This is a genomic window from Phycicoccus sp., from assembly GCF_035325325.1.
Taxonomy (GTDB): domain Bacteria; phylum Actinomycetota; class Actinomycetes; order Actinomycetales; family Dermatophilaceae; genus Phycicoccus.
Genome location: NZ_DAOLAC010000036.1, coordinates 14,416 through 26,632, shown reverse-complemented (window position 1 = coordinate 26,632; position 12,217 = coordinate 14,416). Strand labels below are relative to the sequence as shown.

Here is a 12,217-nt window from a genome sequence, read left to right as displayed (position 1 = left end):
CGCAGGTCGTGGCCGCGGCGAAGCGTCGGCGGGAGGCGGCCGAGGTCGAGGAGGAGGTGCGCGGTCTCCTGGCGTTCACCTCCTTCGAGGGGGTGCGCGATCCGCTCGAAGCGTTGGCCCGGCTCGCTGACGAGTCAATCGCGTTCAAGGAGGCGCTGGGGGCGCGGGTCAACGACCTGGCCGGCCAGATCCGCTACAAGGCGTCGGGTGCGGGCACGGAGCAGCTGCGGGCCGAGGTCGCGCTGTACGAGCGCGCCCTGGACCGCACGGCGCGGATGCTCGATGCCCTGGCGAAGTCAGGCTTCGAGGAGCGGCGCGTCCGGATGTCCGAGCAGCAGGGCGCCCTGGTGGCCGAGGTGCTGCGCCGAGTGTTCGCCCGGCTGGACCTGTCGGAGGCTCAACGAGCGCTGGTGCCGACGGTGGTGCCGGAGGAGCTACGCGCGATCGGCTCCGCCGCGGTGCGCGGGGAGGTCGTGTCGTGACGTTTCACTGGGGCGCACGCGCGCATGTTGGCCACCGCACAAACCGCCCAAGCCGTCGGATCACTCATCCGTTTGACCCCTCATCGCCGCAGGTCAGGCGCTCGCTGCTAACGGGCTGCTACATCGCGCGCCACAGCGGGATCGCCACCTGGGCCCCTGCCAGGACGACGGCAGCGATGGCCAGCATGATTGAGGCACGCGCCATCCCCCTTGAGGCGGCATCGATCTTCCGGACCGTCTCCTCGAGCTGGCGCGTGGCCACCACGATGGCGGCCGTCTGTGCCTGGATCCCCCGGCTGGAATCCCAGCGCCCAGTGGGAAGCCCGTTGGGCATGCTCAGCAGATCGTCCACGCTCTCGGCCTTGGACCACGTCTCAAAGTCACTCACCCGTGGCATCCTGCCCCGCCAGCTCGTTCGCGGCGAACCGAGCGGAGTCGGCACGTGAGGCAGCCCGGGGAGCAGCGCTACGCGGTGATCCCGCCGTATCCGGCGCGGTGGCTACTGACCGAGATGGCGAGTGGCCGGACGGTCACGAAGGCGTCGGCGGCCGCGCATGCGAAGTGGCTGCGGGACCACGGCGGCGACCAGGGCAGGTTCTTCGCCGGCCAGGTGCTGGGTGCGTGGTTGCAGCTGGAGGCGTCAGCGCTCGACGGCGAGCCGGACGAGCCGTCAGTGCTCCGGCCGATCCGGCGCGATCGGCCTGGGTTCCGCGTGCCCGAGCCGCCCGGCGGGGATGGTGCGGCGTGAGCGGCCTCGAGCTGTCGGGTCCGGCGGAGAGCGCGTGGCGCGCCCTGCAGGTCGCCGTCGAGGGCTCCGGCGGTCGGGTGCCGTGCCGGGAGGCGCCGGCGGAGCTCTGGTGGGACACGGCGACGGTCGATGAGGCGGTGGCCCGATGCCAGGAGTGGTGTCCGGTGCTGCAGGAGTGCCTGGCGTACGCGGTGGCCGCCGATGAGCGGGCAGGGGTGTGGGGCGGGACGCCGCCGCCTGGCCGCGGCCAGAGGCGAGCGTCAGTTGCCGATGGTGCCGATGCCCCCGCTGATGACGGTGGCGAGCACGGCGGCGAGGACGTCGCGGGAGACGGTGCCGGCGTTGTCGGCGAGCCGGCGCAGGCGGCTCTTCTCCTCGGGGTCGTCGACGTGGTCGGCGGCCTGCGTGAGGGCCTTGACGAGCCGGCTGACGGCGTCGTCGCCATCGGGATAGAGCCCGACGCGGAGGTAGGCGTCACCGGAAACGTCCATGATCACGCCGGCGGGGTCCTCGTGGGTGAGCCCGTCGAGCCGAACGAGGCCCTGGCGTCGAAGCGACAGGAACGCGCGCTGCACCTCCTCAAGCGGGAGGCCGAGCTCCTCGCTGATGTCGGCGGGGGTGACCATGGGCGCGAATGCGTCCTTGAGCCTGACGGCAACCGTCAAGACGGGCTTGTCTCGGGTCGTCCAGAGGTCTGGGGGGACGGCGTCCATGAGCCCGCCTCAGCGTCCGCGCTGGAGGCTGTCGAGCTTCTGGTGCACCCGCACCAGCTCGTCGCTCAGCTCGAAGATCTGGATCTGGAGCTTGCGGATGGCGTCGGGCGTGCTGTCACGCTCGATCTCGGGGACGGAGACCAGGCCGCTGGCCGGACTGCCGAGGACGCCGCGGATGCGGGCTGCGATGTTGGTGGCCACGGGGGCCCCCTTCCTGGTTGGGCTGGTGGTTCGGAGTCCACCAGAGACCACCGACACCGGGGCACGTCGTGACGGGCTGGCACGAGCTGCCGCAGGCGTCGGTGCCGCCGTTCGCGGCGCGGGTGGTCCTGGCGCAGGCGCCGGACCTTCTGCGGCGGCTGCGCGAGGCGGAGCTGCTGTGGCGGGGGCAGGGGCGGCCGGACCTGGCGGACCAGCTGGTGATGGGGCAGGCGCAGCTGAAGAGGGCGGCGCGGGCCTGGGAGGACGCCACCGGTGCGCCTTCGGTTCTGGATGCCGCTTTCGCTATCGAAAGCGGTCAAGCGAAAGCGCCTGTTGAGGAGGGACGCTCGGCGGGTTCGGACGAGATCTCCTCGAAGGAGGCGGGCGCGATGCTCGGATTGACGGCCCAGCGTGTGGGTCAGATGGTGAAGGCTGGCCCGCTGCGCGGTCGCCGGGTGGGGAGGACCCTGTGGGTGGATCGCGGGTCGGTCCTCACGGAGGCGGAGCGTCGGCGCCGGATCCGGAGCGCATCGTGAGCGGGGAATGGGCTCGGGACGCCGAGGACGCCGTCGCGATGGCGTTCGGCCGCGGCCGGTCGGCAACGGACCAGCCGGAGCTGGATCGCGTGGTCGCCGAGGCATTCGGTTCGCGAGCCAGCGAGCCGGCGGCGCCGTCGCTGGAGGCCGACCTGGTTGCGGCCGGCTACTCCGAGAGCGGCGCCCGGTACGTCATGGAGAACCTGGCCATGGGGTGGGCGCCGGAGCGGGCGGTCGCCCCGACCTTCGACTCGCAGGTGCAGGCCGGTCGGGTGGCTTCGCTCGTGACTGAGCGTGGCCTGGAGGTCCTGGCGAGTCACGGACATGCCACGGTCGCGCCGGCGGCTGTCGAGGAGGCCGGGGGCGAGGCAGGAGCCAGCCGGGTTGAGGAGGCCCGCAGCCGGCTGGTGGAGGCGCACCGGGCCGCGTGGCCCAAGTCATCCCCGAGGGCCTCGGAGATCTACGCGGAGGCGGCCGTGAAGGTGCGCCTGGAGTCGGCGGCCCGGAACGGCTGGTCCACGGACCAGATCGTGGAGGCCCTCGACGCGCAGGCTCGCGGCGAAGCGCAGCGGGCGCGCGAGGCCCGGCAGGCGCTTGCCGAGTCCAAGCGCCGCACGATCCGGGAGGCGGGGCGATGACCGCGGCGGGCGGGACGATCGAGCTCGCTCAGCTCGTGAGCGAGCTCGAGGCGATGCGGGAGCGCGCGGTGCGCGCGGAGGCCACGCGGGACGCGCACCGGCTGGAGGCCGGGCAGCTCGAGGCGACCGCCGGCGCGGACCTGCTCGACACGGACGACCCTGACGCTGGGGAGCGGCTCGCGGCGCGCCTGAGCCAGCTGCGGGCGTCGGTGGAGCTGCAGGACCGGGCCGCCACGGAGGCTCGCTCTCGCGCTCGCCGGGTGGAGGTGGCGGCGCTGCGCGCTGAGGCGGACCTCGTGGGGCCGCAGATCGCGGAGGCGGAGAAGGCGCTGGCCGACTTCGACGCGAAGACGGACCGTTTCGTGAAGCAGCTGCAGCAGCACACCAAGTGCGAGGTGAACCTGGTCAGCCCTGACGTCGCGGCCCGGGAGAGGTTCGACACAGGTCAGGTCCAGAGGGTGGAGTTCGAGACACCGCCCCGGTGGTCCCTCGTCGACGCCGTGGCCGGGTCCAAGGCGCGACGTGACCTCGCGCTCGGGTTGGCCGACGTCGTCGCCGGAGACCGGTCGATCCAGGAGCTGAAGGCTGAGGTCTCACCCGTCGATGCCCTGCGCGCCATCGAGTGGGACGACCTGCCGTCGGTGGTTCGTGACGGGGTGGTCCTGATCGAGGGGCTGTGGCTCGCACCGCCGGCGCAGCGGGACTGGCAGGCCGAGCTCGAGGCGCTGGACGCCGAGATCGAGGCGGCCGACGAGCGCGCCGCTGACCTCGAGCGGCGCCTGCGCAGCCAGGACCGCACCGAACGCTCCGCCGCCATGGCCAAGGACTACCACGCGGTCACGAACACCCCAGGTGGGCTGCGGCAGATCCGCTCCCGGTTGGTCGCCGACGCGGCCAAGGCGGGGGTGTCAGTCGGATGAGCCGGGGTGGCGGTACGGGCGTCAACGCCACCGGCGGGGCAACGAGGTCCCGCCGGAGCGAAGGTCCCGAGGTGGCGCTTCCTCCGGCGCACTCCTTGCCCGCCGCGGCGGGTGCCGACGACGGTCCTGCGCCCACCGCCACCCCTCACACCACCGGGAGGGGCCGTGGCTGACGAGACGAAGCGCTTCGAGCGGCTGCCGTTCCTGTCTCGGCGAGCGCTCGTCCGCCTCGGCGCGGCGGCCGCGCAGCTCCCAGCGAGCGACGCGGCCGCCGTCTCGCGGTGGCTCGACGACGCCCTTGCTGACGACGCTGACACGCCGGTCGAGGCGCGCGAGGTCCTGAGGGGGCTCGCCGACGTGGTCAAGATGGCCGCGTCGGACAACCTCCTTCGCGGCGAGGGGCGGCGGGCGCTGTGAGCGACCGTTCCGTGCGCGTCAGGGTAGAGGTCGCGATCGCGCAGGCCCGACGCGACATGAAGGGCCTCGGCGACGACGTCGAGACCTCCGCGAAGAAGGTCGTCAAGGCGGGGCAAGAGCTCGACAAGGTCGGCACCACTCTTACCCGCGCCGGGCTCGTCGGCGCCGCAGGGCTCGGCCTGGTCACCAAGGCCGCCATCGACTGGGAGACCGCCTGGACGGGCGTCACCAAGACCGTCGACGGCACGCCCGAGCAGATGGCGCAGCTCGAGCAGGGCCTGCGGGGCCTGTCCAAGCAGCTGCCGGCGTCGGCCGAGGAGATCGCAGGCGTCGCGGAGGCGGCCGGCCAGCTCGGGGTGAAGCAGAAGGACATCCTCGGCTTCACCAAGACGATGGTCGACCTCTCGGAGTCGACGAACCTCTCGTCCGACGAGGCCGCCACCGCGATCGCGCAGATCGGCAACGTCACCGGCCTGCTCGAGCGCGAGGGCGCCGCGGGCGTCCGAAAGTTCGGGTCGACCCTCGTCGCGCTCGGCAACAACGGCGCCTCGACCGAGCGGGACATCGTCCAGATGGCCTCCCGCATCGCCGGCGCGGGCAAGATCGTCGGTCTGACCGAGCCCGAGCTGCTGGCCATCTCCAATGCCCTGGCGTCGGTGGGCATCGAGGCCGAGGCCGGCGGCACGGCCGTGTCGAAGGTCCTCATCGACATGAGCAAGGCCGTCAAGCAGGGCGGGAAGGACCTCACGGGCTTCGCCTCCGTGGCCGGGGTCAGCGCCGACGAGTTCGCGAAGAAGTTCACCGAGTCGCCGGCCCAGGCGATGGTGCTCTTCACCAACGGCCTGAACCGGATCAAGGAGTCCGGCGGCGACGTCTTCACCACGCTCGACGAGCTCGGCCAGTCCGACGTCCGGACCTCCGCCGCGCTGCTGAAGATGGCCGGCGCCGGCGACCTGCTCTCCAACTCCCTGCAGCTGGGCAACCAGGCGTGGGAGCAGAACAACGCCCTGACGACCGAGGCCGAGAAGCGGTACCAGACCGCGGCCTCCCGCATCGAGATCGCGAAGAACAAGGCGAACGACGCGGCCATCACGATGGGCGGGGCGCTTGCCCCGACCGTGGCGTCTGCCGCGGAGGCGGCCGGCGACCTCGCGAACAGCTTCAACGACCTGTCCCCGAGCACGCAGTCCACCGTCGTCAGGATCGCGACGGTGACGACGGGCATCCTGCTCTTCAGCGGGGCCGCCATCAAGACCGTCCGAGGGGTGCAGGCCGCCCGCCGGACGATCGAAGCCCTCGGGGTGTCGTCGGAGAAGTCCGGCAAGCTCCTCGGCAAGGCAGTCGTGGCGCTGGCCGCGGTGGCCGCCGCGGGGGCCGCGCTCAACAGCAGCAAGGCCGGAGACTTCGGCGTCGAGCAGCTGACTAAGGACCTCCTGGCGTCCACCGACGCGGTGTCGGCCTTCGACGACATGCTGAAGCAAGCGGCCGACAGCTCGGCACTGGTTTCGGGCGAGCTGGACTCCACCGGGGAGATCCTGAGTCGGGCGTTCAATCCCACCCGTGTCGACGACATCAACAGCGGCATGGACACCCTGCTAACCACGGTCACGCTCGGCATGGTCGACGTCGAGTCCAGCACCGAGTACGCCTCCCGCCGGCTCGAGGAGCTCGATGGTGCGCTGGGGCAGCTCGCCTCGGGTGGCAACACCGATCAGGCCGCGGCACTCTTCGCCCAGTTTGCCAAGGCCGCTGAGGCTCAGGGCATCTCGGTCGATGAGCTGAAGGCGAAGTTCCCCCAGTACCAGGAGGCGCTGGCCGCGATCAACAACGGCCAGACGCTCGCCGCGGGCAGCGGCAGCGACCTGGCCAGCTCGATGTCCGAGGTCACCACCGAGACCGACCAGGCGAAGCAGTCCACCGAGGACTTCATCAAGACCCTCAACGACCTCAACCAGCCGCAGCTCGACGTGCGCGCCGCGAACCGCAAGGTGAAGGAGTCCATCGCCGCCATCTCCGAGGCGCTCAAGGAGAACGGGAAGGCCCTCAACGACAACAAGACTGGCTTCGACACCAACACCGAGGCTGGTCTGCGGAACGAGGCCGCCCTGGACGACGTGGCCAGCGCCCTCAACGCGCAGCTGGGTGCCATGCAGGCGGCCGGAGCCGGCCAGCAGGAGCTCGACAGCCAGCTGCGGACCTCGCGTGAGGAGCTGTACCAGACGGCGCGCCGGATGGGCCTGACCGAGGAGGCGGCACGGCTCTACGTGGAGCAGGTGCTGGCCATCCCGCCGTCGAAGCAAACGGTCGCGACGTTCAAGACGGTCGGCCTGTCGGGGCTGCAGCAGGCGCAGGACTACCTGCACAACATCCGGGACAAGCACGTCACGCTCACGGTCGGCACCGTCCAGGTCGGCAACACCAAGGTCAACGCCGGCCAGTTCGGCGACGGACGTGCCACGGGCGGGGCCATCGTCGGGCCCGGCACCGGCACGTCCGACTCCATCCCCGCGATGCTCTCCAACGGCGAGCACGTCTGGACCGCGGCCGAGGTCGCCAAGCTCGGCGGCCAGTCCGAGATGTACGCCCTCCGGGCCGCCGTCCGGGCCGGAAGCGTTCCCCGATTCGCGGGCGGCGGCGAGGTCGGGTCGGGCGCACGCTCCTTCGGCGCCTCCCACTACGCCGGCCCTGCCCCACTGACGCGCCTGCACCCGGACGACGTCGCAGCCATCGCCGCCGCGGTCCGCTCCAACGGCGTGGCCATCGCCGACGCGGTCCGGGCCGGCGCGCACTCCGGCACCGCATCCGGTATCAGCGGCCAGGCCCGCGCGATCGCTTCTGGAAGGGGGTCCCGCTGATGCCCGTCACCCCCCAGCCAGCCAATTCCTGCAACACAACCTCTCTCACCAAGGAGACATGATGTCTGGTGGCCTCTCATCTGGATCCGCCCCGAGCAGGGCCGGCCTGAACAACGCCTTCGCGTGGTCCGACCCGCCCGACGTGCAGTCGTTCACGAGCAGCGGCACCTGGACCAAGCCCGCGGGCGCGAAGTGGGTCCGAGTGCGCCTGGTCGGCGGCGGAGCTGGCGGTGGTTCGGCCTCGAGCGGGTCCGGCCAAGCAGCCGGCGGCGGCGGAGGCGGCGGTGCCTACGTGGAGCACATCTTCGCCGCGTCAGACCTCGGGTCCAGCGAGACGGTCACCGTCGGCGCGGGCGGCGCGGGCGGCAACAGCACCGCCCCGGGCGGCTCCGGTGGGGCGTCGGCGTTCTCGACGCTCTCGGCCGGCGGCGGCACGGGCGGGTCGTGGAGCGGGGCGTCGACGACCGGCTCGGCGGCAGCCGCGGGCGGCGCAGGTGGTACCGGCTCCGGCGGCACGATCATCGCCAACGGTGGCAGCGGCGCGGCCGGGCGGATCCTCGGCGGCACCTCCACCCTCGCGAACGCGGGCGGGTCGTCGGCGTGGTCCCCGCCCGGGGCCGTCAGCACCTCCCAGGCGCCGGGGGCAAACGCCACCGGCTACGGCGGCGGCGGCTCCGGCGCGTTCGCCGCGACCGCGGGAGGCGCGGGCGGGGCCGGCGCAGGGGGCCGCGTGATCATCGAGACCTACTTCTGAGCCGCAACGGCGGCGGTCGGCTACCGTCGAGCGATGGGGTGGCTCGACAGGTTCAAGAAGAGGGATGCCCGGACGGGTGTCGCGGCCGTGACGAGCACGCAGGCGCACCCCTCAGCATCTCGGCAGCCCAGCTGGTACGTCCCCAGCGACGGTGACCCCGACCGCTTCCTGCCCGGCCCTGACGGCTTCCCTCCCCTGCATCTGATCGACTACCGCGACAGCGGCGGCGCGCGGAACCTTCGACTCTGCGAGGACTCGACCGGTCTCCTCGTTGGTCCGACCGATCGCCGGCTCTTCCGCGCCGGCGTCTACTCCTACAACGTGCGCGGAGAGAGCTACCACCGCGCCGCCTGCCGCCGCGCAGACCTGCGCCCCGGCCGCCCAGTGCAGCTGGTCCGCGAGCCCGAGAACAAGCACGACCCCAACGCCGTGGCGGTTCGCAGCCCGGCCGGCGAGACCCTCGGCTATATCAGCAAGGGTCACGCGAAGCGCCTCGCGAAGCTCCTGGATGCCGGCCTTCAGCTCGACGCCGTCAGCGTGAGAGGCGAGGGCCCGGGGACGCCGACCGAGTCCGTCGCGGTGGTTGCGGCGACACCTGCCGTCCTGGCGCACCTGCTCAGTCCTCGACCTCGGGGCCTTCCGCGGCCGGTGCACGGCCGCTAGAAGAGGCCAGGGAGGCTGCGACGTGCTCCCGCAGCCGGAGTAACTCCGACAGCACCTCCATTCCCGCGAGATGCGCTTCGTAGGCGGCGCGTTGAGCCTGTACGCGAGGCGCGTGGAGGTCCCGCGCCCCCTCCTCGACTGTCGTAGTGGGGGCCCAGACCAACCGCTTGTTCCACCGGAGGGGCCACTGCCGAGGCCAGTGGAGCCCCTCGTGAGTGCGGGTGGTCAGGCGACGATGGGCGGCACAGTTCCGCGCGAACCGAAGCGCCGCTTCATGCTCACCTGAGCTCTCGTCGGCGGGGGGCGCCTCGGCAAGGATCCCCCACCAGAAGAGCACCTCGGACACGGCCGCGGCCGCGTCATCGAGGCGGTCCTCATCTTCGGCGTTTACGTAGCGGTCGATCGCCGACACTGCCGCGGTGGCAGCGAAGTGAACGAACCGCTCTTCGTCGCTCACGCTCTGTCGGCGCGCTCGATCGCCTCGAGCGCCTCGGTGAGCTGACGCACCTGACGGTGCCGGGTGGCGCTGACGTACCCGGTCGCGAGAAGGGCGACCATGAGAGCGCCGATCAGGAATCCGCTCCCTGTGAGCCCGGCGCCGAGTACCCAGAACGCGACCAGGACGACGCCGCCCACGATGAAGATGAACCAGGCGAGGAAGATCCCCTCGAGGACGACGGGAACCGTGTCCCGCAGGTCAGCGAGTCGGACGGACCAGTCCTCCCGGTAGTGGGCTTCATAGAGCGCCTCGGTGGCGATCTTGGTGATGCTCGGCTCTTCCTCGGTCACCTCGCCGCCTCCTTCCCCTCGGTGCCGACACGGTATCGAAGGCGCGTTCGCACCGTCGGCTCGTCGACATCGAGCAGGACTGCGGCTAAGTCACATCGCGTTGGCTAGCAGGGCCAGCGTTGCCGCGAGCTCGAGCACGGCCCGCTTGCCCAGCGCCACCCTGCGGTCCCTGTCGTCGTCGCCGACGCCACCGGCCAGAGCGATGAACAGGAACCGCTGCATCTCGTGGTCCCGTGCCAGCTCGACGGTCACCGAGGAAGGCTCCCCGGACCAGAAGCCGAGCACGGGCGTGCTCCACTCGGTGACCACGGCAAAGTTCTGGTCGCTCCTGCGAATGACCTTGCCGTCCGGCGTGGTGACTCTCCCATCGGGCTCGTGCGTCCACTCGGCCTCTCCGCGCTCGACCAGCCGCAGCTGCGCGCAGTCCCAGCTGCGCGTCATGCCTGCGGGCGACTTGGCTCTCAGCCACTCGCCAGAAGGGCTGATCCACTCCACCGTCCAGGCGGTCTTCGCCGTCCGAACGCTCACCTTGTCGCCCACACGGAACGGCGCCTCGGTGCCATGCGTCATGCTGTTCCTCACGGTCGTTCTCCTCTATCTCAGGTGATCGGTCCAAGGCCCCGGAAGGTGTTGGCGCACCTGCCGGGGCCGCTATTCAGCTGTGGGTCTCGGTACCCTCAGCGGTCTTCCGGGCGGTCTCGCGACGGAGCCGCCGGATGTGGTCGACGAGTTGCTGGGGCGGCGGGCCGTTGCTCGGCGAGCACGCGTTGCGCCCACTCCTCCGGGGTCTCGTAGCGGGGTGGCTCCTTGGGCTTCGTCATGACGCTCCTTCTGCTAACGGTCTGCTACGCCACCCCGCAGGGTGGTCCCCAACAGGCCAGGACGACCAACGTCGGGAAGGCCTCTCCTGAGCACGAATCGATACCGGGCGCGACAGGTCAGGATGCGTGAGTAGCGACTCATAATCCGTCGGTCGTCGGTTCAAGCCCGACACGCCCCACTCGAACCGTGGATGACGTCGCCTGCGGGAGCGCAGGTACGGGTCCGTCCGCATCGAGGTCGGCGCCCACGTCCCGGAGATGACCCGCAACGGACCCCACGCAACTCCTGGATCAACGACCACGAAGCCTCGTCGTGTGCCCCCGCGGCTGCCTCGACCAGCAGGGTCGAACCGCGCCCTGCGCGACCGGGACCACCCTGTCTCAACCATGCCCCCTGGGGTAGTGGCGGAGCAGGCCCGGCGCACGCGGCGCACGGGCCTCGAGCCCAGGGAAGGACACACATCATGGTGACGACGCGTCGAGCAGTGACGATCGTGGCAGTGGCGGCGACGGCGGGAACGGTCCTCGCCGGGTGCGGCTCCGCCGCGACCGGATCCGGTTCGTCCCCCAGCACGTCGACCTCCGCTGCCGTGCCACAGGTGGACGCCTCCGCCTTCACGGCCGACTTCTCGATGATGAAGGAGCTCGCCGGCCTCGCGAAGCAGGGCAAGGGGATGGTCGGCGTCCTCCTGCCCGACACCACGACGTCGACGCGCTACGTCCAGTACGACGCCCCCTACCTCAAGAAGGCCTTCGAGGCGGCCGGTCTCACCTCGGCGCAGTTCAAGATCGACAACGCCAACGGCAGCGCCTCGACGATGCAGACCCAGGCCGAGGCCGACATCAACGCCGGTGCCTCCGTCCTGCTCGTCGACCCGCTCGACCCCGGCAGCGGCGCGGCGATCGAGGCCAAGGCCAAGGCCGCCGGTCTCGCCGTCATCGACTACGACCGGCTCGTCACCGGCGGTCCCAACGACCGGTACTACGTGAGCTTCGACAACGTCAAGGTCGGCCAGCTCATGGGCCAGGGCCTCGTCCAGTGCGTCCAGGACTGGAAGGTCGCGAAGCCGAACGTCCTCGTCATGGACGGCGACCCGACCGACAACAACGCGACCCTCTTCGCCCAGGGCTACAACGGGGTGCTCAGCTCCAAGTTCAGCTCCGGAGCGTGGACCAAGGCCGGGGAGCCCGCGGGCACCTGGGTCCCCCAGCAGGCCGCGACGACCTTCCAGCAGCAGCTGACGGCCCACCCCGGCATCAATGCCGCGATCACCCCGAACGACGACAACGCCAACGCGGTCATCTCCATCCTCAAGGGCAACGGCGTCAAGCCGAAGACCTTCCCGACGACCGGCCAGGACGCGTCCCTTCCCGGCCTGCAGAACGTGCTGACCGGCTACCAGTGCGGCACCGTCTACAAGCCGATCTACCTCGAGGCGCAGGCGGCCGCCGCCCTGGCGATCTACCTGCGGGCCGGGGCGACCCCGCCGTCGTCGCTCGTCAACTCGACGACCAAGGACAGCAAGACCTCGCAGGAGGTGAAGTCCGTGTACACGACCCCGATCTGGGTCACCCCCGCGAACATGAAGGACACCGTCGTCAAGGACGGCACCGTCACGGTGGCCAAGCTCTGCGCCGGGGCGGTCAAGGCCGCCTGCACCGCGGCCGGGATCGGCTGAC

Annotated in this window: 16 protein-coding genes; 10 read left to right on the top strand and 6 right to left on the bottom strand. The window is 71.2% G+C overall.

Annotation, left to right across the window (positions count from 1 at the left end; translation table 11 throughout):
- Nucleotides 1-8 precede the first annotated feature (8 nt).
- Nucleotides 9-482: a hypothetical protein gene (locus PKA89_RS16900; protein WP_324421411.1), complete on the top strand. Its 474-nt coding sequence runs from the start codon at nucleotides 9-11 to the stop codon at nucleotides 480-482.
- A 118-nt stretch (nucleotides 483-600) separates the two neighbouring features.
- On the opposite strand, the gene PKA89_RS16895 is transcribed toward PKA89_RS16900, so the two are convergent.
- Nucleotides 601-870 carry a hypothetical protein gene (locus PKA89_RS16895; protein WP_324421410.1) on the bottom strand — a complete coding sequence of 90 codons (270 nt, stop codon included), beginning with the start codon at nucleotides 868-870 and terminating at the stop codon, nucleotides 601-603.
- A 54-nt stretch (nucleotides 871-924) separates the two neighbouring features.
- Between PKA89_RS16895 and PKA89_RS16890 the strand changes: the two genes are divergently transcribed.
- The gene (locus tag PKA89_RS16890; RefSeq protein ID WP_324421409.1) at nucleotides 925-1,230 is read left to right on the top strand and encodes a hypothetical protein; all 306 of its coding nucleotides are present in this window, start codon (nucleotides 925-927) and stop codon (nucleotides 1,228-1,230) included.
- Between the two features lie 260 nt (nucleotides 1,231-1,490).
- On the opposite strand, the gene PKA89_RS16885 is transcribed toward PKA89_RS16890, so the two are convergent.
- Together PKA89_RS16885 and PKA89_RS16880 are read right to left on the bottom strand one after the other, a co-directional pair.
- Nucleotides 1,491-1,856 carry a hypothetical protein gene (locus tag PKA89_RS16885; RefSeq protein WP_324421408.1) on the bottom strand — a complete coding sequence of 122 codons (366 nt, stop codon included), beginning with the start codon at nucleotides 1,854-1,856 and terminating at the stop codon, nucleotides 1,491-1,493.
- A gap of 96 nt (nucleotides 1,857-1,952) precedes the next feature.
- A complete protein-coding gene (locus PKA89_RS16880; RefSeq protein WP_324421407.1) occupies nucleotides 1,953-2,144 on the bottom strand; it encodes a hypothetical protein in 192 nt (63 codons plus the stop codon).
- Nucleotides 2,145-2,212: 68 nt separating this feature from the next.
- Between PKA89_RS16880 and PKA89_RS16875 the strand changes: the two genes are divergently transcribed.
- From PKA89_RS16875 to PKA89_RS16845, 7 genes are all read left to right on the top strand, one after another.
- On the top strand, nucleotides 2,213-2,680 hold the full coding sequence (locus tag PKA89_RS16875; protein WP_324421406.1) for a hypothetical protein: 468 nt from the start codon (nucleotides 2,213-2,215) through the stop codon (nucleotides 2,678-2,680).
- Nucleotides 2,677-3,318, top strand: a complete 642-nt coding sequence (locus PKA89_RS16870) for a hypothetical protein (protein WP_324421405.1) — start codon at nucleotides 2,677-2,679, stop codon at nucleotides 3,316-3,318. The genes PKA89_RS16875 and PKA89_RS16870 overlap by 4 nt, the downstream gene beginning before the upstream one ends.
- Nucleotides 3,315-4,238, top strand: a complete 924-nt coding sequence (locus tag PKA89_RS16865; RefSeq protein WP_324421404.1) for a hypothetical protein — start codon at nucleotides 3,315-3,317, stop codon at nucleotides 4,236-4,238. Before PKA89_RS16870 ends, PKA89_RS16865 begins: the two co-directional genes overlap by 4 nt.
- A 165-nt stretch (nucleotides 4,239-4,403) precedes the next feature.
- Nucleotides 4,404-4,655, top strand: coding sequence for a hypothetical protein (locus tag PKA89_RS16860; RefSeq protein WP_324421403.1), 252 nt, complete (start codon nucleotides 4,404-4,406; stop codon nucleotides 4,653-4,655).
- Nucleotides 4,652-7,510, top strand: a complete 2,859-nt coding sequence (locus PKA89_RS16855) for a phage tail tape measure protein (protein ID WP_324421402.1) — start codon at nucleotides 4,652-4,654, stop codon at nucleotides 7,508-7,510. The genes PKA89_RS16860 and PKA89_RS16855 overlap by 4 nt, the downstream gene beginning before the upstream one ends.
- Nucleotides 7,511-7,571: 61 nt before the next feature.
- Nucleotides 7,572-8,264 carry a hypothetical protein gene (locus PKA89_RS16850; protein ID WP_324421401.1) on the top strand — a complete coding sequence of 231 codons (693 nt, stop codon included), beginning with the start codon at nucleotides 7,572-7,574 and terminating at the stop codon, nucleotides 8,262-8,264.
- Between the two features lie 33 nt (nucleotides 8,265-8,297).
- A complete protein-coding gene (locus PKA89_RS16845) occupies nucleotides 8,298-8,927 on the top strand; it encodes an HIRAN domain-containing protein (RefSeq protein WP_324421400.1) in 630 nt (209 codons plus the stop codon).
- Here the strand turns inward: PKA89_RS16845 and PKA89_RS16840 are convergent.
- The 3 genes from PKA89_RS16840 to PKA89_RS16830 form a co-directional block, all read right to left on the bottom strand.
- Nucleotides 8,881-9,384, bottom strand: a complete 504-nt coding sequence (locus PKA89_RS16840; RefSeq protein ID WP_324421399.1) for a hypothetical protein — start codon at nucleotides 9,382-9,384, stop codon at nucleotides 8,881-8,883. The genes PKA89_RS16845 and PKA89_RS16840 overlap by 47 nt on opposite strands.
- A complete protein-coding gene (locus PKA89_RS16835) occupies nucleotides 9,381-9,716 on the bottom strand; it encodes a hypothetical protein (protein WP_324421398.1) in 336 nt (111 codons plus the stop codon). Before PKA89_RS16835 ends, PKA89_RS16840 begins: the two co-directional genes overlap by 4 nt.
- 90 nt (nucleotides 9,717-9,806) lie before the next feature.
- Nucleotides 9,807-10,298, bottom strand: coding sequence for a hypothetical protein (locus PKA89_RS16830; RefSeq protein WP_324421397.1), 492 nt, complete (start codon nucleotides 10,296-10,298; stop codon nucleotides 9,807-9,809).
- Between the two features lie 838 nt (nucleotides 10,299-11,136).
- Here PKA89_RS16830 and PKA89_RS16825 point away from each other — a divergent pair.
- Complete coding sequence (locus PKA89_RS16825; protein WP_324421396.1) at nucleotides 11,137-12,216, top strand: substrate-binding domain-containing protein; 1,080 nt, start codon at nucleotides 11,137-11,139, stop codon at nucleotides 12,214-12,216.
- The last annotated feature ends 1 nt before the right edge of the window (nucleotide 12,217 follow it).